The sequence below is a fragment of the Saccharothrix coeruleofusca genome (genome assembly GCF_014648515.1).
In the GTDB taxonomy this organism is placed as follows: Bacteria; Actinomycetota; Actinomycetes; order Mycobacteriales; family Pseudonocardiaceae; genus Actinosynnema; species Actinosynnema coeruleofuscum.
In genome coordinates this window covers 172,639-191,945 of the sequence record NZ_BMRG01000002.1, presented here as the reverse complement: position 1 = coordinate 191,945, position 19,307 = coordinate 172,639, and the positions used below count along the sequence as shown (strand labels likewise).

Genomic DNA, 19,307 nt, shown 5'->3' with positions numbered 1-19,307 from the left:
GCCGCAGCAGCAGCACCACCAGCAGCGCCGCCAGCGCGACCCCGACCGGGCCGCGCCACGGGTCCACCCACCACCCGGCCACGGCCAGCAGCACCCACCAGGCCGCCGCGACCAGCGGCGACTGCGTGCCCGCCACCAGCGCGCCCAACCCCTCCGGCCGCGCCGCGGGCACACCGCGCACGCAGCACAGCACGAACGCGGCCCGCCCGGCGGTCAGCGCCAGCACCACCGCGCCCCACCGCACCTCGCCCAGCGCCACGGCCTGCGCGCCCAGCACCACCACGAGCGTGACCACCGCGAACGGCCCCGCGCCGCCGTCCTTCATCACCGCCAGCGCGCGCTCGGGCGGGCCGTAGCAGCCAAGGCCGTCCGCCGTGTCGGCCAACCCGTCCAGGTGCATCCCCCTGGTGGCCAGCCCCAACCCGCCCACCACCAGCAACCCGGCCAGCAGCCCCGGCGCGCCCAGCCGGGCCAGCGCGGTCAGCGCGCCCGCCGCCACCGCACCCAGCAGCACGCCGACCAGCGGCGTCAGCGCGATGGCGCGGCGGGCGGCGCGCGCGTCCACCGCGCCCACCCGCACCGGCAGCACGGTCAGCCACGACAGCGCCAGGCGCATCAGGCGGGCCCGGAGACGCCCGCGCCCTCGAAGGTCGCCATCTCGGCCAGCACGCGGGTCGCCATCACCACCAGCGGCAGCGCGACCACCGCGCCGGAACCCTCGCCGAGGCGCAGGTCGAACTCCAGCAGCGGCTCCAGCCCCAGGTGCCCCAGCGCCAGCGCGTGCGCGGGCTCGGCCGAGCGGTGCCCGGCGACCCACCACTCCCGCGCGCCCGGCGCCAGCTCCTCGGCCAGCACGGCCGCCGCGCCCGCCACCAGGCCGTCCAGGATCACCGGCGTGCGCCGCACCGCGGCCTGCGCCAGGAACCCGGCCATCGCCGCCAGGTCGGCCCCGCCCGCGGTGGCCAGCAGCCGCACCGGGTCGCCCAGCACCGGCCGGGCCCGGCGCAGCGCGTCCCGGATGGCCGCGGTCTTGCGCATCCAGCCGTGGTCGTCCACGCCGGTCCCGCGACCGACCACGGCGACCGGCTCCGCGCCGGTCAGCGCGGCGATCAGCACCGAGGACGGGGTGGTGTTGCCGATGCCCATGTCACCGGCGATGAGCAGGTCCGCGCCGCCGTCCACCTCGTCGTCCACGACGCGCCTGCCGACCTCCACGGCCCGCTCGGCCTCGTCGAGGGTCAGCGCGTCCTCGCGGTCGATGGACCCGGAACCGCGGCGCACCTTCAGATCACCCACCGGGGTGTCGGAGTCGACCGCGACGTCCACCACGCGCACCGTCGCGCCCGCCGCGTTGGCCAGCACGTTCACCGCCGCGCCACCGGCCAGGAAGTTGGCCACCATCTGCCCGGTGACCTCGCTGGGGTAGGCGGACACGCCGTGCCGGGCCACGCCGTGGTCACCCGCGAAGACGATCACGCGGGGCCGGGTGAACGGCCGGGGCGGGCACTCGCCCTGGCAGGCGGCCACCCAGCAGCCCAGCTCCTCCAGCTTGCCCAGCGAACCGACCGGCTTGGTCAGCACCGCGTGCCGGGCCACGGCCTCCCGCCGCGCGCTCTCGCTGGGCGCCTCGACGGGTGGGAACTCGACGGTCATCGGGTGCTGCCTCCTCAGGCTCCGGGCGGTCTCACTCGCGCAGCTTCAACGGGATGCCCGCCACGACCAGCAGGACCTCGTCGCACACCTCCGCCAGCCGCGCGTTGAGCGTGCCGAGGTGATCGCGGAAGAGCCTGCCAGAACGGGTGCTGGGCACCACGCCGAGGCCGACCTCCGCGGAGACCAGCACCAGCCGGGCGCGCACCGCCGCGACGGCCTCGACCAGCGCCGCGCACTCCCGCTCCACCTCGCCGACGCCGCGCCCCTCCCAGGCGTCGACGTCCTCCATCACGCCCACCAGCCACGTCGCCAGGTCGTCGACCAGGATCGGCGGGTCGCCCTCGACGGCCGCGCCCAGCAGGGAGATCAGGTCGTTGGGGGCGGGCGCCTCGACGGTGCGCCACGCGGCGGGCCTGCGGGCCACGTGCTGCGCGATGCGCAGCCCCCAGTCCGGGTCGTCGGGGTAGCGCCGCGCGGTGGCCACGTAGGTCGCCGCGTCGGCCGTGAGCAGCCCTTCGGCGTGCGCGGACTTCCCCGACCGCGCGCCGCCCAGCACGAGTGTCCGACGCGTCACACCAAGCCCCACCGTTTCTCCCGCGCGACCTAGCCTGGGCGTCGAACGTTACCCGGACGCAACGCGGGAGGCCGTCGTGGAGTACCGCTGGCGGTACCAGGACGAGCAGGGCCGGGAGGTCGACACCTCCGGTTCGGACACCTTCGCCGACCAGGTGGACGCGGAGGACTGGCTCAGCGCCCACTGGCCCGAGCTGCGCGCGGCGGGCGTGGCCAGCGTGACCCTCCTGCACAACGAGTCGGAGGTCTACGGCCCCATGTCCCTCTCCCCCGCCGACTGACCCCACCCCTCGCTCCACGAGTCGAACCCCCAGAACCCCTGAGTTCAACGCTCAGGTCGTGTGAGTTCTACGTTCAGGTCGCGCGAACTGAGCGTTGGGGCTCGGGAGGTGCGCTCGTCGCGCGGCAGGTCGCCAAGGACGGCGGGTCGCGCCGCCCTGGTGCGTCGGCAAGTACTACCCGGCGGGCGTGCGGGGGCCGATAACTACTACCCGACATGCGCGAATGTTGAATTCGTGGTGTCTGGAGGTTCGACTCGCGGCTTGGAAGTGCGCGACACGCGGACCAATGGGTGATGTGTGACGGGAAGGAGTGGGCTGGGGAGCGGGGTGTTTGACGTGGGTCAGGTGGTGGAGGTCGTGGGGGAGGGGCGTTCGAAAGTCACCGTGCCGAATTCGCCGATTCGCAGCACGGTGGTGTCCGGCAGCGCCTGACCGCGCTGCGCGGCGTCGCGCAGCCGCTCGACCTCCCGCGCGAGCGTGCTGCCGCAAGTCACCCCGTCGAGTGCTCGTGCGAAGTGAACGAGGGCGGTGTCCCGGTCGCCCCGCGCCAGGGCGGTTCGCCCCAGCAGCACGCGGCACTCCGCCAGTTCCGATGAGGTCTCGGCGTCTTCGCCGTTTTCGAGGTACAGCTGCTCGGCGCGGCTGAACTTCGCCACCGCCGCGTCCAGATCGCCCGCCAGCAGGTCCAGCGCGCCCAGTTCGCGCACGCCCCACGCCGCGCCACAGGGGTTGGCGTGCTCGAACTGCACGTCGATCAGCTCGACCAGGCACGCGGTGAACTGCTCGGTCATGCCCCGCAGCCGGTAGACGCTCGCGAGCGTGTCCAGCGCGAAGGCGTGGCTGTGGAGGGTGTCCTCGGTCGGTTCCTCCCGGCACAGCGCACGGGCCAGCGTCACCATGCGCGTCGCGACTTCGGTGGCGGTCGTGAGGTCTTCCGCGCGCACGTACGCGCCCACGGCTTCGCGCAGAGGAAGCGGGACCGACCGCGAGAACGGGAAGCGGTCCGCCAGATCAAATGTCACGCTCCGCAGTTCATCTTTGGTCAGTTCCGGGTTGTTCGGCAGCAGCACCCACAGGAACTGGAGGAGCTTGGCGGCGGTGTCCGGGTCGTCCTCGGCCATGAGGTGTCGAGCGGCCAGCAGCGCTTCCCCAGGTGAAGTCATACGGAGGCTCCGGTTTCAGTCGCTTGCCACTGATATACGTAGCGAATCGGCTTTGCATCGAGCAAATATAAGTACGCAGTAGGGTGGTGTCGCGGATAAGGATCGCTACGGAGAGTGGCTAGGGTGAGGGCATGGCGCTAGGGACCACACGCGCGAAGCGGAAACTTGGACGGCACGTGCAGCCCATCCTCGAACGCACGGGGTTGAAACCGGTCGAGGTCGCGAAACTCGTGAGAACGTCACCCGACACGGTCAAGCGGATGCTGTCGGGAGACCACTTGCCGCGCTATCCGACGTTCCTGGCCGTCATGACCATGATCAAGGCGACGGAGGAGGAGCTCGCCGAGGGCACTGCCCTCTGGGAGCGCGCCAACAAGGACGCTGTCGTGGTCGAGCACGCCACCGCCCTGTCGCTCAACTACCTGAGATTCCGCATGGACGAAGGCGAAGCGGTCCGCGAGCGGACGCTCGACCAGCAGCTCATCCCAGGGCTCCTCCAACTCGGCGCCTATGCCGAATCCCTCGGTGAGCGCGCTCGCGCGCTGATGGCGGGCAAGGGGTGGACCGAGCAGGCGGCTGCTGAACGCCGGGACAGGCAAGGTCTCCTCTCGCGCACATCACCGCCGTTCCACCTGCACGCGGTGATCGACGAAGCGGCGCTCCACCGGGCGGTCGGTGGGAGGGAACTGATGGCCGAGCAGTTGACGCACCTGCTGCGCGTTGCCGAGCAGGACAACGTCACCTTGCAGGTCCTGGCCTTCGACAGCGGCTCCTACGGTGCGCACATCGGGGCGTTGGTCCTGCTCGACTACCCGGAACCCGATGAACCGTTCTCCCTCTACGTGGAGGAGTACGACGGGATCAAAGTGGTGGAGGATGCGGGGAAGGTGAACAGGCTGGCCGCCGCGTGGGATGACGCGGCTCGGCTCGCGCTCGGCCACGAGCAGTCCGTGAAGCGCATCCGTGAAGTGAGGGACAGCAGGTATGTCTGACCAGCGGTGGCGGAAGTCCAGCTACAGCTCCACCAACCCCGACTGCGTCGAGTTGGCGGTTGGGGTCGAGGTGGCGAGGGTCCGGGACACCAAGAACAGGGAGGCGGGGACGCTGAGCTTCAGCCCTGCGGCGTTCGCCGCGTTCCTGTCGGATTTGAAGGGGGACAGCAGGTATGCCTGACCAGCGGTGGCGGAAGTCCAGCTACAGCTCCAGCAACGCCGAGTGCGTCGAACTCCTGGTGGGGCTCGGCTACACCGCCGTTCGGGACACCAAGAACCGCGACGCCGGGACGCTGAGCTTCAGCCGCGCGGCGTTCGCCGCGTTCCTGGTGGGGGTGAAGAAGGGCTGACCGGTGCGGGGGCGCTCGTCCGAGCGCCCCCGCCGGGTGTCACGGGCTGACGGTCAGCCTCGGGTCGGTCTCCACGACGCCCTCCAGCACGGCGTCGATCTTCTCCAGCAGCTCGGCCTCCAGCTTCACGCCGACGGCCTTGACGTTCTCGGTCACCTGCTCGGGGCGGGAGGCGCCGATGATGGCCGAGGCCACGTTCGGGTTCTGCAGCACCCAGGCCACCGCGAGCTGCGCCAGCGTCAGGCCCGCCTCCTCGGCCAGCGGCTTGAGCTGCTGCACCTTCTCCAGCACCTCGTCGCGCATGAACCGGGAGATGAACTTCGAGCCGTTCTCGTCGGTCGCGCGCGACCCGGCGGGCGGCTGCTGGCCGGGCAGGTACTTGCCGGTCAGCACGCCCTGGGCGATCGGCGACCAGACGATCTGGCTGATGCCCTCGCGCTCGGAGGTGGGCACCACCTGCGACTCGATGACCCGCCACAGCATCGAGTACTGCGGCTGGTTGGAGATCAGCGGCACCCTCAGCTCGCGGGCCAGCGCCGCGCCGCGGGCGATCTGGTCGGCGTCCCACTCGGAGACGCCGATGTAGAGCGCCTTGCCCTGGCGGACGATGTCGGCGAAGGCGAGCATCGTCTCCTCCAGCGGCACCGTGCGGTCGAACCGGTGCGCCTGGTAGAGGTCGACGTAGTCGGTCTGGAGGCGCTTGAGGGAGCCGTCGATGGACTCCATGATGTGCTTGCGGCCGAGGCCCTTGTCGTTGGGGCCGCCGGGGCCGGTGGGCCAGAACACCTTCGTGAACACCTCGATGGAGGCGCGGCGCTCACCCTTGAGGGCGCGGCCGAGCACCTCCTCGGCCTTGGTGTTGGCGTAGGCGTCGGCGGTGTCGAAGGTGGTGATCCCGGCGTCGAGGGCGGCCCGGATGCAAGCCGCCGCCTGCTCCTCCTCGACCTGCGATCCGTGGGTGAGCCAGTTCCCGTACGAGATCTCGCTGATGTTCAGGCCACTGCGGCCAAGACGTCGGAACTCCATGGCCGAGAGCCTAATACGAGATCCTTCGTCCTGCTAACGAGTTGGCGCTCAGACCTTGGCGCCGGGGGCGACCCTGGGCTTGGGCACCCGCAGCTTGCGCAGCTGGCTGGCTCGGATGAACGAGTACCAGCCCACCGACAGGCCCTTGACCGGTTCCTTCGGGAACTTCGCCCGCACCCGCTTGGTGACGAAGCGGCCCAGCACGAAGCCCTCCACGATCATCGCCAGCAGCATGAACGTGGTCAGCAGCGTCGCGTACTGCTGGATCAGCGGGGAGGGCACCAGCAGCGCGACGAACACCACGATCGCCAGCGGCATGAACAGGCCCATGAGGTTGCGCCGGGAGTCCACCACGTCGCGGATGTAGGCCTTGACCGGGCCGCGGTCGCGCGGCAGCAGGTACTTGTCGTCGCCCGCCATCATCCGCTGGCGGCGCTCGGCGGCCGCGGCGCGGCGCTCCTCCTTGGAGACCTTGTTGCCGCGCATCCGCTTGAGCGCCTCGCGCTGGGTGCGGGGCGGCGGCGGGACCGGGCCGCGCCGCTTGCCCTCGGCTTCGCGGCGCTTGGGGGTGGGCCTGCCCTTGCCGGGGGTGCGCGACGGGTCGACCTGGGTCACCTCCGCGGGGGTGTCCTCGACGGTCTCGGTGGCCTCGGCGGTGTTGCGGCGCAGGAACCTCACGGGACCAGGGTAGGAGATGCCCGGTTCCGTACCCTTCGCCAGGTGCGAATCGTGATAGCGCCCGACTGCTTCGGCGGCACGCTGACCGCCAGGGAGGCCGCGCAGGCCATCGCGGAGGGGTGGCGGCGGACCGCGCCCGGTGACGAGCTGCTGCTGCGCCCGCTGGCCGACGGCGGCCCCGGCTTCGTGGACGTGCTGCACGCCGCGCTGGGCGGGACCGTGCACCGGGAGACCGTGACCGGCCCGCTGGGCGACCCGGTGACCGCCGAGTGGCTGGAGCACGACGGCACCGCCTACGTCGAGTCCGCCCAGGCGTGCGGGCTGCACCTGGTGCCCGCCGAGCTGCGGCCGCAGGTGTGCGAGACGACGACGACCGCCGGCGTGGGGGAGTTGATCGCCGCCGCGAAGGGGGTGCGCACCGTCGTCGTGGGCCTGGGCGGGTCGGGCACCACCGACGGAGGCGCGGGGATGCTGGCCGCCGTGGGCCCGGTCGACGCCGCACTGGTGGCCGCCTCCGACGTGGAGAACCCGCTGCTGGGGCCGCACGGCGCGGCGCGGGTGTTCGGCCCGCAGAAGGGCGCCTCGCCGCAGGCCGTGGAACGGCTGGAGGCCCGCCTGGCGGCGATGGAGGAGCTGGCCGGGGTGCGCGACCGGCCGGGCGCGGGCGCGGCGGGCGGCCTGGGCGCGGCGCTGATGGCGCTGGGCGCGGAGGTGACCTCCGGCGCGGGCCTGGTGCGGCGGCTGACCGGCCTGGACACCGCGCTGGACGGAGCCGACCTGGCGGTCACCGGGGAGGGCAGCTTCGACTGGCAGTCGCTGCGCGGCAAGCTGGTCACCGCCGTCGCGGCGGGCGCGGCCGAGCGCGGCCTGCCGTGCCTGGTGCTGGCGGGGCAGGTCACCGCCGGGCGCCGGGAGGCCGCGGCGGCGGGCGTGCAGGAGTCCTACGCGGTGGCCGAGCACGCCGGGTCTGTGGCGGCGTCGCTGGCCGACCCGGCGGGCACGCTGGCCGACCTGGCCGCGCACGTCGCGAAGGGGTGGTCCCGGCGGTAGTGGCGGTCACACCCCGCTACCGCGAGGTTGTGCGACCATGGTGGGAGGAACAAAGCGGGTGCAGCCCGTGTTCGCTAGGGATAGTTGCCCGCAAAGGACCTCTGAGGGAGAGCCATGACGACCGCTCAGGATGCAGCCACCTCGACCCCTGACGCGCCGCCCACCCACGGCGTGACGTTGACCGACGCGGCGGCTGTGAAGGCCAAGGCGCTGCTCGACCAGGAGGGTCGCGACGACATGCACCTGCGCATCGCCGTCCAGCCCGGTGGTTGCGCGGGCCTGCGCTACCAGCTGTTCTTCGACGAGCGCACGCTCGACGGCGACGCGCTGCGGGACTTCAACGGTCTCAAGGTGGCGGTCGACCGGATGAGCGCGCCGTACGTCGACGGCGCGGTGATCGACTTCGTGGACACGATCGAGAAGCAGGGCTTCACGATCGACAACCCGAACGCGGGCGGTTCGTGCGCCTGCGGCGACTCGTTCCACTGATCGAGCGCGAAAAGGCCCCCGGTGCGCGCACCGGGGGCCTTTTCGCGTCCACGGGCCGAAAAGCGGAGGACCCCCGTCCGCTCGACGGGGGTCCTCGGGTGCTCGGGTCTCAGACGTAGACCTCCAGGTCGGCCACCTGCTGGTAGCAGCCCTCGTCGACCTCCCACGGGGCCGCCGTGCGCCCCTCGGGCAGCGACGCCGGCGCGGGGCGCAGCTCCGCGGGCAGTTCGGTGCAGTCCTCGATCAGCTCGGCCAGCGTGTCCGGCTCCTGGTTCGTCACGCCACTGACCGTATGCGGTGAAAACGCTTGACAAAAGCCCTACCGGACGGTATTACCGCCCGGTAGGGCTTCTTTGTGGCGTTTTCGCAGGTCAGAGCTTGACCGGGTAGTGCGGCTCGGGCACCGCGGGCCGGATGCGGCCCTCGACGAAGATCCCGTGCCAGATCATGAACACCAGCAGCGCCCAGATGCGGCGGCTGTGGTCGGCCGTGCCCGCCCGGTGCTCCTCGATCAGCCGCAGCACGCCCGCCTTGTCGATGTACTGGTCGGTCTGCGACTGGCGCACGTGGTCGATGGCCCAGTCGTGCATCTCCTCGCGCAGCCAGTGCCGGATCGGCACCGGGAAGCCCAGCTTGCGCCGGTTGAGCACGTGCGCGGGCACGATGTCGCGGATCGCCCTGCGCAGCGCGTACTTGGTGGTCTCCCTGGTCAGCTTCAGCTCCGAGGGGACCTGCGAGGCGACCCGGAAGACCTCCGGGTCCAGGAACGGCACCCGCAGCTCCAGCGAGTTGGCCATGGTCATCTTGTCGGCCTTGACCAGGATGTCGCCGCGCAGCCAGGTGAACAGGTCCACGTGCTGCATCCGGGTCACCGGGTCCCACTGCTCGGACTCGCGGTAGGGCTGCGCGGTGACGTCCATGTGCGACACCGCCGGGTCGTAGGTGCGCAGCACCTGCCGCAGCTGGTCGTCCAGGAAGATGCGCGCGTTGCCGTAGTAGCGCTCCTCCAGCGTCAGCGCGCCGCGCCGCAGCAGGTCCTTGCCGCGCACGCCCTGCGGGATCTTGGTGGAGACCTTGCCCATGGCCTTGCGCAGCGCGCCCGGCACCTTGTCGAACGGCGCCAGCGACAGCGGCTCGCGGTAGATCGTGTAGCCGCCGAACAGCTCGTCCGCGCCCTCGCCGGAGAGCACCACCTTGACGTGCTTGCGTGCCTCGCGGGCGATGAACCACAGCGGCACCAGCGCCGGGTCGGCCACCGGGTCGTCCAGGTACCAGGTGATCAGCGGCAGGGACTCCATCATCTCCTGCGCCGTCACCGCCCGCACCACGTGCTTGACCCCGATCGCCGCGGCCGACTCGGCGGCCACGTCGATCTCCGAGTAGCCCTGGCGCTCGAACCCGGTGGTGAACGTGACCAGGTCCGGGTTGTGCTCCTTGGCCAGCGCCGCGACCACGGTCGAGTCGATGCCGCCGGACAGGAACGAGCCGACCGTCACGTCCGCGCGCATGTGCTTGGCCACCGAGTCGCGCAGCGCCTCGGTGATCTCGTCGTAGAGCCGGTTGGCGTCGGCCTCGCCGTGCACCACGCGCGGCCGGAAGGTGGCCGGGAAGTACCGCTCGACCACGGGCCGCCCGCCGGGCGCCACGGTGAACGAGGTACCGGACTCGATGCGGTGAATCTCACCGTGCATCGACTCCGGTTCCGGCACGTACTGCAGGATCAGGTAGTGCTGGAGCGCCTTGCGGTCCAGCTTCGGCTGGATGCCCAGCGCCGGGGCCAGCTCCAGCACGCTCTTCTTCTCGCTGGAGAACGCCACGCCGCGCGGGCCGGTGGCGTAGTACAGCGGCTTGATGCCGAACGGGTCGCGCGCCCCGAAGACCACCTTGCGGTGCGAGTCCCAGATCAGGAACGCGAACATGCCGCGCAGCTTGGCCACCGAGGCCGGGCCCAGGTAGTGGTAGGCGGCCACGATGGTCTCGGTGTCGCCGTCGGTGCCGAACACCGCCCCGTGCCGCTCCGCCAGCTCGGCGCGCAGCTCCAGGTAGTTGTAGATCTCGCCGTTGAACAGGATCGTGTACCGGCCGGGCTGCTCGGGCGGGCCCCAGTGCAGGGGCTGGTGCGAGTGCTCGATGTCGATGATCGACAGCCGGTTGAAGCCGAACACGACCTCATCGCCCTGCCAGGTACCGCTCTCGTCGGGGCCGCGGTGCCGCATGCAGCGCAGGGCCCCCGCCACCGCCTGCCGCGCGTGCACGGCGTCGTTCTCGCTAGGGCAAACCAGTCCCACCAGGCCGCACAAGGCGCAACACCCTCCGTGTCGTGTAGATAAGTCCCCAGTATGCCGGGGGCCCGTCCTGTGACCGAAACTGCACCGCACCCCGCCGCCCCCGAGGGGTGGCACGCGCCGCGCTGGGCTACGCTCCCGCATGATCCGGCAAGGGCGAGTTCCACCCTTGCCTGCGAGCTTTCAGCAGCGAGGAGGCGGCGAGCAGTGGGCCTGAAGGAGGGCACCAGGGCAGCTCGGCTGGCGAAGGTCACCGGGCTGGTCGGCCTGGTCGGCATCGGGGCCACGGGTTGCTCCACGGATGAGGTGCTGCGCTTCGGCTGGCCGGTGGGCGTGACGCCGCAGGCGGACCGGATGCGCGAGCTGTGGACCTGGTCGGTCATCGCCGCGCTGGTGGTCGGCGTGATCGTGTGGGGCCTGATCCTCTGGTCCGTCGCGTTCCACCGCAAGAAGAGCGAGGACCTGCCCCGCCAGGTGGCCTACAACCTGCCGCTGGAGCTGGTCCTGCTGGTCGTGCCGACGATCATCGTCGCGGTGCTGTTCTACTTCACCGCGGTCACCCAGAACTACGTCACCGACAAGTCCGAGCAGCCGGACGTGACCGTCGACGTGATCGGGTTCCAGTGGAACTGGGAGTTCCAGTACCCCGGCTACAAGACCGAGGAGAGCGACCTGCCGGTCACCACGGTCGGCACCTCCAACGAGATCCCGCTGCTGGTGCTGCCCTCGGACAAGCGCATCCGCTTCACGCTGCGCTCCACCGACGTCATCCACTCGTTCTACGTGCCGGAGTTCCACTTCAAGCGGGACGTCTTCCCGAGCCCGGAGAAGAACAACCAGGACAACTCGTTCCAGATCGACCGGATCGACCGGCCCGGTTCGTTCGTCGGCCGCTGCGCCGAGCTGTGCGGCACCTACCACGCGGTGATGAACTTCGAGGTCCGCGCGCTGGAGCCCGCCCTGTTCGACCGCTACATCCAGCTGCGGCAGCAGACCAACGACAAGACCGGGGCGCCCTACACCGCCGCGGAGGCGCTGACCGAACTGGACTGCGGCGAGCTGTGCACGCCGCACGCCGTGACCACCAAGCCCTTCGAGACCGACCGGACCGTCCGCGAGGCGTCCGGCGACGGCAGCAGGTAGGAGAGCGCCCACCATGAAGGTCGAAGCACGCATTTTTGACTTGGTGACCGTGTTCTCGTTCCTGGTGGCCGTGGTCTACGGCTACTGGACCTGGGCCGACACCGACCACGTGGAGCCGGTGGGCGTGGTGGCGCTGGCGCTGACCGGTGGCCTGGCGCTCATCGTCGGCACCTACTTCCGGTTCGTCGCCCGCCGCATCGAGGTGCGGCCGGAGGACAACCCGGACGCGGAGATCAGCGACGGCGCCGGTGAGCTGGGCTTCTTCAGCCCCGGCAGCTACTGGCCGCTGGGCCTGGCGGCGGCCGCCGCCGTGGCGGGCGTCGGCCTGGCGTTCTGGCACGTGTGGCTGCTGGTGATCGCGGTCGTGCTGATCCTGATCGCCGTGGGCGGCCTGGTGTTCGAGTACCACACCGGTCCCAACCACGAGTGACCTCCTCAACGGCGGAGGGGCGCTACCCGGACGGGTAGCGCCCCTCCGCCGTTTCGCGTCCTCTCAGGACGACTGGGGCCGCCGCAGGCCCCGCAGGAGCAGCTCCACCAGCCTGCTCGGGTCGTAGTCCGGGTTGCTCTCGTGCCCGACGCACAGGTTGCCCACGCCGCGCATCAGCTCGTAGGCGCGCGTGCCGGGCTCGATCTCGCCCGCGTCGACCGCGGCGTCGAGCAGGCGCGCGCAGACGGGCACCAGGCGGTCGAGGAAGTACGCGTGCAGCGACTCGAAGCCGCTGTCGTCGGACTGCAGCGCCTTGGCGAGCCCGTGCTTGGTGACCAGGAAGTCGACGAACAGGTCGACCCAGCGGCGCAGCGCCGCGAAGGGCGAACCCGCCTCGGCCAGCAGGGTCGCGCCTGCCTCGGCGCACGCCTCGACCTGGTGGCGGTAGACGGCGACGACGAGGTCGGCCCTGGTCGGGAAGTGGCGGTAGATCGTCCCGATGCCGACGCCCGCCCTGGCCGCGATCTCCCGGATCGGCGCGTCCACGCCGGAGGTGACGAACACCGCGGCGGCCGCGGCCACCAGCGCCTGCTGGTTGCGCAGCGCATCGGCCCGCTTGCCGCGGACGGGCACGTCGGCGGACCGGCTCCCAGTGGACACGCGCTCTCCTCCCGCGGCGACGACCGACCAAGCGGAGCGCGGTTCCCGTCGCTCGCGGAAGGGCGCTCCGCTTCAGTGTGACCCATGGGCGACCCGGCCGGGTGGCCCGGCGGGCACCGGGAGCAAGCCTACGAAGTCGCCCGACCCCGGTCGATCAGGCCGCTTCCTGGCCGGAGGAAGCCTGGTAGGAGTCCACGTAGTCCTGCCCGGACAGCTCCAGGATGCGGTAGACGATCTCGTCGGTGACCGACCGCAGCACCGGCAGCGAGTCCTGCATCCCCGCGTAGCGGGAGAAGTCCAGCGGCTCGCCGAACCGGATGGTCACCGGGCAGATCCGGGGGATCTTCGAGCCGACCGGCTGCACCTTGTCGGTGCCGATGATGCCGACCGGGACCACCGGTGCCCCGGACTCCAGCGCGATGCGCGCCACACCGGTGCGCCCGCGGTGCAGCCTGCCGTCCAGCGACCGGGTGCCCTCGGGGTAGATCGCGAACGCCTGCCCCGCCGCCAGCACGGCCGCGGCGGTGTCCAGCGACGCCCGCGCGGCCCGGCCCAGCCCGCGGCGCACCGGGACGTGGCCGAGCGAGGAGAAGAAGTACCGCGACAGCGCGCCCTTGACCCCGCGCCCCTCGAAGTACTCGGCCTTGGCCAGGAACGACACCCGGCGCGGCACCACCATCGGCAGGACGACGCTGTCGATGAACGACAGGTGGTTGGGGGCCAGGATCACCGGGCCGGTCGTGGGCACGTTCTCCAGCCCTTCGACGGTGGGCCGGTACACCAGCCGCGCCGTGGGGGCAACCAGCCGCTTCATCACCGTGTAGAGCATGGGAACAGCATGACCTCCCGTTGTTGCCCCGTGGTGAAAAGGTGGTTCACACCTCAGGGGGCATTTCAGGGGTACCCCGAGCCGTCGGCCGGAAGCGCCCCGGACGTGTGGTCCGGGGGCTTTCGAGGGGTCACTTCCCGGCCAGCTCGGCCTTCAGCCGCGTCGAGCGGGTCGCCCAGCGGCGCAGCAGCTCCGCCGCGGCGCCCGAGTCCACCGCGGTGGCCGCGCGCTCCAGCCCGGCGGCCAGGTCGGCGCGCAGGTCGCCGGACAGGCCGCCGTGGACCGCGATGGCGCCCGCCGCGTTGAGCAGCACCGCGTCGCGCACCGGACCCGGCTTGCCGCCCACCAGCTCCCGCACCACCTCGGCGTTGACCGCCGCGTCACCGCCGCGCAGGTCCTCCGGTCGGGCCGGGGCGATGCCCAGCTCGGCCGGGTCGACGCGGTCGGTGCGCACCCGACCGCCGTCGACCACCCACACCGACGTGGTGGTGGTCGTGGTGATCTCGTCCAGGCCGTCGTCGCCGCGCACCACCAGCGCCGTGCTGCCGCGCCGGGCGAACACGCCCGCGATCAGCGGGGCCGCCGCGGCGCGGGCGCAGCCGATCAGCCCCACCGCGGGCTGGGCCGGGTTGGTCAGCGGGCCCAGCAGGTTGAACGAGGTCGGGATGCCGATCTCCCGCCGGGGCGCGGCGGTGTGCCGGAACGAGGGATGGAACACCGGCGCGAAGCAGAAGCCGACGCCCAGCTCGGCCACGGTGGCCGCGACGCCGTCGGGGGGCAGGTCGATGGCCACCCCCAGCGCCTCCAACACGTCCGCCGTGCCGCACTTGGACGAGGCCGCCCGGTTGCCGTGCTTGACCACCGGCACGCCCGCCGCGGCCGCCACCAGGGTCGCCATCGTGGAGATGTTCACCGACCCGGAGTTGTCGCCGCCGGTGCCGACGATGTCCGCCGCCCGCCCGTCCACGGTGAACAGGCGCGCGTGCCGCAACATCGCCCTGGCCAGGCCGTCGACCTCCTCGGGCGTCTCGCCCTTGGCGCGCAGCGCCACCGCGAACGCGCCGATCTGGGCGGGCGTCGCCGCGCCGGACATGATCTGGTCCATCGCCCAGCCGGTGTCGGCCTCGCTGAGGTCGACACCGTCGATGAGCCGGTTCAGCAGCAGCGGCCAGGTCTGCTCGGCCATCGCGCGCTCAGCCGCGCGTGGCGGGCAGCACCGCGGAGCGCAGCACCTCGGCCACGGTCTCGGCGGCGGCCAGCGGGTCCAGCGGGTGCACCAGCACCGCGTCCGCCTGCGACCAGGTGGCCAGCCAGCGGTCGTCCTTGCGGCGCACCGCCACCACGATCGGCGGGCAGTCCGCGATCTCGTTCTTGAGCTGGCGGCACAGCCCCATGCCGCCGGTCGGCTGCGCCTCGCCGTCCAGGATGGCCAGGTCGACGCCGCCCTTGTCCATCTCGTAGAGCACGTCGGCGATCGCACCCGCCTCGACGTAGTCGACGCGGCCCAGGTCCGGGGCGGGCCTGCGCCCCACCGCCGTGATGATCGTCTCACGCACCTCCGGGCGGTGGCTGAACACCAGGATCCTGGTCGTCTGCGTGCTCATCTGCGCGGTCCTCCGACGGGTCGGGTGCCAGGTGCCGGTGATGCTATCGGGCTAAGCGGGCGGGACCTGCAGTGCGTCCCACCCGATCCAGTCGCCGCCCAGCCGCTGGGCCAGCCCGGCCATCCTGGCCCGCTCCTGGGCGCAGTGCAGCGCGTCCAGCCGCTGCACCCGCAGCGCGTGCACCGGCCGCTCGCCGCGCAGCTCCCAGCCGTCCGGCGCGAGCAGTCTGCGAGCCTGTTCCACCTGGTCAGGGGGCAGGTCGAGGTGGTGGCGCAGCACCGCGGGCCGGTCGCTGCGCCAGCGCGGCGAGCGCGCCAGCGCGGCGGAGTCGGCCTCGGCGAGGTCGAACGCCTCGACCACCACCTCCAGCCCCGGCGAGTCGATCCGCAGCGCGGGAACCCGGCGCTCGGCGCGCCGCTGCCTCCACCGGGCCAGCCATCCCACCGCGCCCTCACCTCCCTGTGACCTGGACAACGACGCCCACCTGCCCCCGACCCGATGGGCGGAGCGAAAACGCCCAAGCAATAATGCGTCGTGTGACCACGGCAGCGCCCTCCATCGGCCAGCGCGTGCACTCGCTGAACCGCCCGAACATGGTCAGCGTCGGCACGATCGTCTGGTTGTCCAGTGAGCTCATGTTCTTCGCCGGGCTCTTCGCCATGTTCTTCACGGTGAAGGCCCAGAACGAAGGGCACTGGCCACCAGAGCCGACCCACCTGAACGTGCCCTACGCGCTGTTCTTCACGATCATCCTGGTGGCCTCGTCGTTCACCTGCCAGTTCGGCGTGTTCGCCGCCGAGCGCGGTGACGTGTTCGGCCTGCGCCGCTGGTACGTCGCGACGCTCGTCATGGGTGCGATCTTCGTCGCGGGCCAGGCGGGGGAGTACGTCAACCTCGTCCACGAGGGCACCACCATCGCCGGCTCGGCGTTCGGCACGGTCTTCTACCTGACCACCGGCTTCCACGGCCTGCACGTGATCGGCGGTCTGATCGCGTTCGGGTACCTGCTGGTGCGCACGAAGCTGAGCAAGTTCACCCCGGCCCAGGCGACCTCCGCGATCGTCGTGTCCTACTACTGGCACTTCGTCGACGTCGTCTGGATCGGCTTGTTCGCCGTCATCTACATCGTGCCCTGACCAGCCGAACCCCGAACTCACTAGCAAGGGTTGCCGCACACATGACCACCACCAACACCACAAGGGCCCGGAAGCGCGGCACCAAGCTGCGGCGGCGGATCTCCGGCCTGCTCGCGCTGGGCTTCGCGCTGCTGAGCGCCGGGTTCCTGTTCAGCGCACTGGCGCCGCAGCCGCAGACCGCGCAGGCGCAGGAAGACCCGGCCCAGGTGCGGCTGGGCGAGCAGCTCTACAACAACACCTGCATCTCCTGCCACGGCAAGAACCTCGACGGCGTGGAGGGGCGCGGCCCCAGCCTGATCGGCGTGGGCGACGCGGCCGTGTACTTCCAGGTCTCCTCCGGCCGCATGCCGCTGGCCAGGCAGGAGGCCCAGGGGCAGCGCAAGCCCACCAAGTTCACCCCGGAGCAGATCGACGCGCTCGGCGCGTTCATCCAGTCCCGCGGCGGCGGCCCGGTCAGCCCCGACGAGGGCGGCCAGGCGCTGCGCGGCGACGACCCGGCCCGCGGCGGTGAGCTCTTCCGCCTCAACTGCAGCTCGTGCCACAACTTCACCGGCCGCGGCGGGGCGCTGTCGTCCGGCAAGTTCGCACCCCAGCTGGACGGCGTGACCGAGGAGCAGATCTACACCGCGATGCTCACGGGCCCGCAGAACATGCCCAAGTTCTCCGACCGGCAGCTCACGCCGGAGGAGAAGGAGGACATCATCGCTTACATCAAGTCGGTGACCGACGGGAACAACAACCCCGGCGGCGCCCCCCTCGGCGGCCTCGGGCCGGTATCGGAGGGTCTGATCGCGTTCATCGTGGGGATCGCCGCCCTGGTCGGCGTGACCCTCTGGATCGGAGCCAAGGCATGAGCGGCGAGAAGCCGGACAACCTGCCCAGCGAGGCGGAACTCGCGGACATGAGCCGGGACGAGCTGGTCCGGCTCGGGACCAAGCTCGACGACGTCGAACTGGTCCACTACGAGGAGCGGTGGCCGGTCAAGGGCACCAGGGCCGAGAAGCGCGCCGAGCGCTCGGTCGCCCTGTGGTTCCTCATCGCCGCGCTGTCGGGTCTGGCGTTCCTGGCCGCGTTCCTGTTCTGGCCGTGGAAGTACGAGACGCCCAACACCGACGCGCACTTCCTGTTCAGCCTCTACACCCCGATCATCGGTCTGACCCTCGGTCTGTCCATCACCGCCCTGGGCGTGGGCGCGCTGCTGTACACGAAGAAGTTCCTGCCCGAGGAGCTGGCCGTCCAGCAGCGCCACGAGGGCGGCTCGTCCGAGGTGGACAAGGCCACCGTGGTCGCCGAGCTGGCCGACGCGGGCGAGCGCAGCGGCCTCGGCCGCCGGTCGCTGATCAAGCGCACCGCGGGCCTGGGCGCGGGCGTGTTCGGCCTGGGCGTGCTGGTGCTGCCGCTGGGCGGCCTGGTGCGCAACCCGTGGGCGGACAGCGACTCGAAGGACTCGCTGTGGCACACCGGCTGGAAGTCGGAGAACGGCGAGAAGGTCTACCTGCGCAACTACACCGGCGACCCGCACGAGGTGCAGCTGCTGCGCCCGGAGGACATCGAGGCGGGCGGCTTCCTGACCGTCTTCCCGTTCCGGGAGTCCGAGCGCAACGACGAGCACGCGCTGATCATGGCGACCAAGCGGGCCGACAACCCGGTCATGCTGCTGCGCTTCCGCCCCGGTCAGCAGATCGTCAAGCGCGCGGGCCAGGAGGACTTCAACTACGGCGACATCTACGCCTACTCCAAGGTGTGCACCCACCTCGGGTGCCCGGCCTCGCTGTACGAGCAGCAGACCGGGTTGCTGCTGTGCCCGTGCCACCAGTCGCAGTTCGACGTCTTCCACTACGGCAAGCCGCGGTTCGGCCCGGCCACCCGCGCCCTGCCGCAGCTGCCGATCACGGTCGACGAAGACGGTTATCTGATCGCCCGCAGCGACTTCATCGAGGCTGTGGGTCCGGCGTTCTGGGAGCGTAAGTCATGAGCGGCATCACCACGCCGACGAGGCGGCAGGGCCTGGGGGCCCGCGCGGCGGGTGGCGCCGCCAAGTGGGCCGACGACCGGCTGAGCATGGCCAGCGGTCTGCGCAGGCAGTTGAACAAGGTCTTCCCGACCCACTGGTCGTTCCTGCTCGGTGAGGTCGCGCTCTACAGCTTCATCGTGCTGCTGCTGTCGGGCACCTACCTGGCGCTGTTCTTCGACCCCTCCATGGAGGAGGTCATCTACGACGGCAGCTTCCAGAACCTGCTGGGCATCCCGATGTCGCGGGCCTACGAGTCGTCGCTGGAGATCTCCTTCGACGTGCGCGGCGGCCTGTTCGTGCGCCAGGTGCACCACTGGGCGGCGCTGCTGTTCATGGGCGCGATCGTGGTGCACATGTTCCGGGTGTTCTTCACCGGCGCGTTCCGGCGCCCGCGCGAGATCAACTGGGTCATCGGCATCCTGCTGTTCATGCTCGGCGCGATCGAGGGCTTCCTCGGCTACTCGCTGCCCGACGACCTGCTCTCCGGCACCGGCCTGCGGGTGATGGCGGGCCTGCTGATCTCGTTCCCGGTGATCGGCACCTGGCTGAACTGGACGCTGTTCGGCGGCGAGTTCCCCGGCACCGAGATCATCCCCCGGCTCTACACGCTGCACATCCTGGTCATCCCGGCGGTCATCCTGGCGCTGGTCGCGGTGCACCTGGGCCTGGTGTGGTACCAGAAGCACACCCAGTTCCCCGGTGTGGGCCGCAAGGAGAGCAACGTCGTCGGCGTGCGCATCATGCCGGTGTTCGCGGCCAAGGGCGGCGGCTTCTTCGCCATCGTCGTCGGCGTCACCGCGATCATGGGCGGCGTGTTCCAGATCAACCCGATCTGGAACTTCGGCCCGTACAACGCGGGCCAGGTGTCCGCGGGCGTGCAGCCGGACTGGTACATGGGCTGGACCGACGGCCTGATCCGGCTGTGGCCCGCGTGGGAGCTGTACCTGGGCA

25 protein-coding genes are annotated in these 19,307 nt (G+C 71.2%); 12 read left to right on the top strand and 13 right to left on the bottom strand.

Annotation, left to right across the window (positions count from 1 at the left end; genetic code table 11):
• From IEZ00_RS05495 to cobU, 3 genes are all read right to left on the bottom strand, one after another.
• The coding region (locus tag IEZ00_RS05495; RefSeq protein WP_229795113.1) for an adenosylcobinamide-GDP ribazoletransferase at positions 1-616 on the bottom strand (616 nt) is incomplete at its 3' end.
• The gene (gene cobT / locus IEZ00_RS05490) at positions 616-1,653 is read right to left on the bottom strand and encodes a nicotinate-nucleotide--dimethylbenzimidazole phosphoribosyltransferase (RefSeq protein ID WP_189221966.1); all 1,038 of its coding nucleotides are present in this window, start codon (positions 1,651-1,653) and stop codon (positions 616-618) included. The genes cobT and IEZ00_RS05495, both read right to left, overlap by 1 nt.
• A 31-nt stretch (positions 1,654-1,684) precedes the next feature.
• Complete coding sequence (cobU, locus tag IEZ00_RS05485; protein WP_189221965.1) at positions 1,685-2,227, bottom strand: bifunctional adenosylcobinamide kinase/adenosylcobinamide-phosphate guanylyltransferase; 543 nt, start codon at positions 2,225-2,227, stop codon at positions 1,685-1,687.
• 76 nt (positions 2,228-2,303) lie between these two features.
• On the opposite strand from cobU, the gene IEZ00_RS05480 reads away from it, so the two are divergent.
• Positions 2,304-2,507 carry a hypothetical protein gene (locus tag IEZ00_RS05480; protein WP_189221964.1) on the top strand — a complete coding sequence of 68 codons (204 nt, stop codon included), beginning with the start codon at positions 2,304-2,306 and terminating at the stop codon, positions 2,505-2,507.
• A 341-nt stretch (positions 2,508-2,848) separates the two neighbouring features.
• On the opposite strand, the gene IEZ00_RS05475 is transcribed toward IEZ00_RS05480, so the two are convergent.
• Positions 2,849-3,628, bottom strand: coding sequence for a tetratricopeptide repeat protein (locus IEZ00_RS05475; RefSeq protein WP_189221963.1), 780 nt, complete (start codon positions 3,626-3,628; stop codon positions 2,849-2,851).
• A 218-nt stretch (positions 3,629-3,846) separates the two neighbouring features.
• Here IEZ00_RS05475 and IEZ00_RS05470 point away from each other — a divergent pair, with 218 nt between their 5' ends.
• The 3 genes from IEZ00_RS05470 to IEZ00_RS05460 are packed head-to-tail and all read left to right on the top strand — an operon-like array spanning position 3,847 to position 5,012.
• Positions 3,847-4,662, top strand: coding sequence for a DUF5753 domain-containing protein (locus IEZ00_RS05470; RefSeq protein WP_189221962.1), 816 nt, complete (start codon positions 3,847-3,849; stop codon positions 4,660-4,662).
• A complete protein-coding gene (locus IEZ00_RS05465; protein ID WP_189221961.1) occupies positions 4,655-4,843 on the top strand; it encodes a DUF397 domain-containing protein in 189 nt (62 codons plus the stop codon). The genes IEZ00_RS05470 and IEZ00_RS05465 overlap by 8 nt, the downstream gene beginning before the upstream one ends.
• Entirely contained in the window at positions 4,836-5,012 is a 177-nt protein-coding gene (locus tag IEZ00_RS05460; RefSeq protein ID WP_189221960.1) for a DUF397 domain-containing protein, read from the top strand. The genes IEZ00_RS05465 and IEZ00_RS05460 overlap by 8 nt, the downstream gene beginning before the upstream one ends.
• Positions 5,013-5,051: 39 nt before the next feature.
• Here the strand turns inward: IEZ00_RS05460 and IEZ00_RS05455 are convergent, their stop codons facing one another.
• Positions 5,052-6,038: an aldo/keto reductase family protein gene (locus IEZ00_RS05455; RefSeq protein WP_189221959.1), complete on the bottom strand. Its 987-nt coding sequence runs from the start codon at positions 6,036-6,038 to the stop codon at positions 5,052-5,054.
• Between the two features lie 48 nt (positions 6,039-6,086).
• Positions 6,087-6,716, bottom strand: coding sequence for a DUF3043 domain-containing protein (locus IEZ00_RS05450; RefSeq protein ID WP_189221958.1), 630 nt, complete (start codon positions 6,714-6,716; stop codon positions 6,087-6,089).
• A gap of 42 nt (positions 6,717-6,758) precedes the next feature.
• Between IEZ00_RS05450 and IEZ00_RS05445 the strand changes: the two genes are divergently transcribed.
• The gene (locus IEZ00_RS05445; RefSeq protein ID WP_189221957.1) at positions 6,759-7,766 is read left to right on the top strand and encodes a glycerate kinase family protein; all 1,008 of its coding nucleotides are present in this window, start codon (positions 6,759-6,761) and stop codon (positions 7,764-7,766) included.
• A 114-nt stretch (positions 7,767-7,880) separates the two neighbouring features.
• Complete coding sequence (locus IEZ00_RS05440) at positions 7,881-8,255, top strand: HesB/IscA family protein (RefSeq protein WP_189221956.1); 375 nt, start codon at positions 7,881-7,883, stop codon at positions 8,253-8,255.
• A 109-nt stretch (positions 8,256-8,364) separates the two neighbouring features.
• Here the strand turns inward: IEZ00_RS05440 and IEZ00_RS05435 are convergent, their stop codons facing one another.
• Together IEZ00_RS05435 and asnB are read right to left on the bottom strand one after the other, a co-directional pair.
• Positions 8,365-8,535, bottom strand: coding sequence for a hypothetical protein (locus IEZ00_RS05435; RefSeq protein WP_189221955.1), 171 nt, complete (start codon positions 8,533-8,535; stop codon positions 8,365-8,367).
• Between the two features lie 91 nt (positions 8,536-8,626).
• A complete protein-coding gene (gene asnB / locus IEZ00_RS05430; RefSeq protein ID WP_189221954.1) occupies positions 8,627-10,555 on the bottom strand; it encodes an asparagine synthase (glutamine-hydrolyzing) in 1,929 nt (642 codons plus the stop codon).
• A gap of 192 nt (positions 10,556-10,747) precedes the next feature.
• Between asnB and ctaC the strand changes: the two genes are divergently transcribed.
• Together ctaC and IEZ00_RS05420 are read left to right on the top strand one after the other, a co-directional pair.
• Entirely contained in the window at positions 10,748-11,683 is a 936-nt protein-coding gene (gene ctaC / locus IEZ00_RS05425) for an aa3-type cytochrome oxidase subunit II (RefSeq protein ID WP_189221953.1), read from the top strand.
• A 13-nt stretch (positions 11,684-11,696) separates the two neighbouring features.
• A complete protein-coding gene (locus IEZ00_RS05420; protein ID WP_189221952.1) occupies positions 11,697-12,113 on the top strand; it encodes a cytochrome c oxidase subunit 4 in 417 nt (138 codons plus the stop codon).
• Positions 12,114-12,176: 63 nt separating this feature from the next.
• On the opposite strand, the gene IEZ00_RS05415 is transcribed toward IEZ00_RS05420, so the two are convergent.
• From IEZ00_RS05415 to IEZ00_RS05395, 5 genes are all read right to left on the bottom strand, one after another.
• Positions 12,177-12,773 (bottom strand): TetR/AcrR family transcriptional regulator, encoded by a 597-nt coding sequence (locus tag IEZ00_RS05415; protein WP_189221951.1) that lies wholly within the window; start codon positions 12,771-12,773, stop codon positions 12,177-12,179.
• Positions 12,774-12,927: 154 nt separating this feature from the next.
• A complete protein-coding gene (locus tag IEZ00_RS05410) occupies positions 12,928-13,602 on the bottom strand; it encodes a lysophospholipid acyltransferase family protein (protein ID WP_189221950.1) in 675 nt (224 codons plus the stop codon).
• A 130-nt stretch (positions 13,603-13,732) separates the two neighbouring features.
• Positions 13,733-14,788: an anthranilate phosphoribosyltransferase gene (gene trpD, locus IEZ00_RS05405; RefSeq protein WP_189221949.1), complete on the bottom strand. Its 1,056-nt coding sequence runs from the start codon at positions 14,786-14,788 to the stop codon at positions 13,733-13,735.
• Between the two features lie 7 nt (positions 14,789-14,795).
• Positions 14,796-15,206 (bottom strand): hypothetical protein, encoded by a 411-nt coding sequence (locus IEZ00_RS05400; protein ID WP_189221948.1) that lies wholly within the window; start codon positions 15,204-15,206, stop codon positions 14,796-14,798.
• A gap of 51 nt (positions 15,207-15,257) precedes the next feature.
• Positions 15,258-15,650: a hypothetical protein gene (locus IEZ00_RS05395; protein WP_189222555.1), complete on the bottom strand. Its 393-nt coding sequence runs from the start codon at positions 15,648-15,650 to the stop codon at positions 15,258-15,260.
• 83 nt (positions 15,651-15,733) lie between these two features.
• On the opposite strand from IEZ00_RS05395, the gene ctaE reads away from it, so the two are divergent.
• The 4 genes from ctaE to qcrB all read left to right on the top strand — a co-directional run.
• Positions 15,734-16,342 (top strand): aa3-type cytochrome oxidase subunit III, encoded by a 609-nt coding sequence (gene ctaE / locus IEZ00_RS05390; protein WP_189221947.1) that lies wholly within the window; start codon positions 15,734-15,736, stop codon positions 16,340-16,342.
• Positions 16,343-16,383: 41 nt separating this feature from the next.
• Entirely contained in the window at positions 16,384-17,196 is an 813-nt protein-coding gene (gene qcrC, locus IEZ00_RS05385; RefSeq protein ID WP_189221946.1) for a cytochrome bc1 complex diheme cytochrome c subunit, read from the top strand.
• Complete coding sequence (gene qcrA, locus IEZ00_RS05380; RefSeq protein WP_189221945.1) at positions 17,193-18,317, top strand: cytochrome bc1 complex Rieske iron-sulfur subunit; 1,125 nt, start codon at positions 17,193-17,195, stop codon at positions 18,315-18,317. Before qcrC ends, qcrA begins: the two co-directional genes overlap by 4 nt.
• Positions 18,314-19,307 (top strand): cytochrome bc1 complex cytochrome b subunit (qcrB, locus tag IEZ00_RS36240; RefSeq protein WP_276530097.1); only part of this gene is annotated, 994 nt, incomplete at its 3' end. The genes qcrA and qcrB, both read left to right, overlap by 4 nt.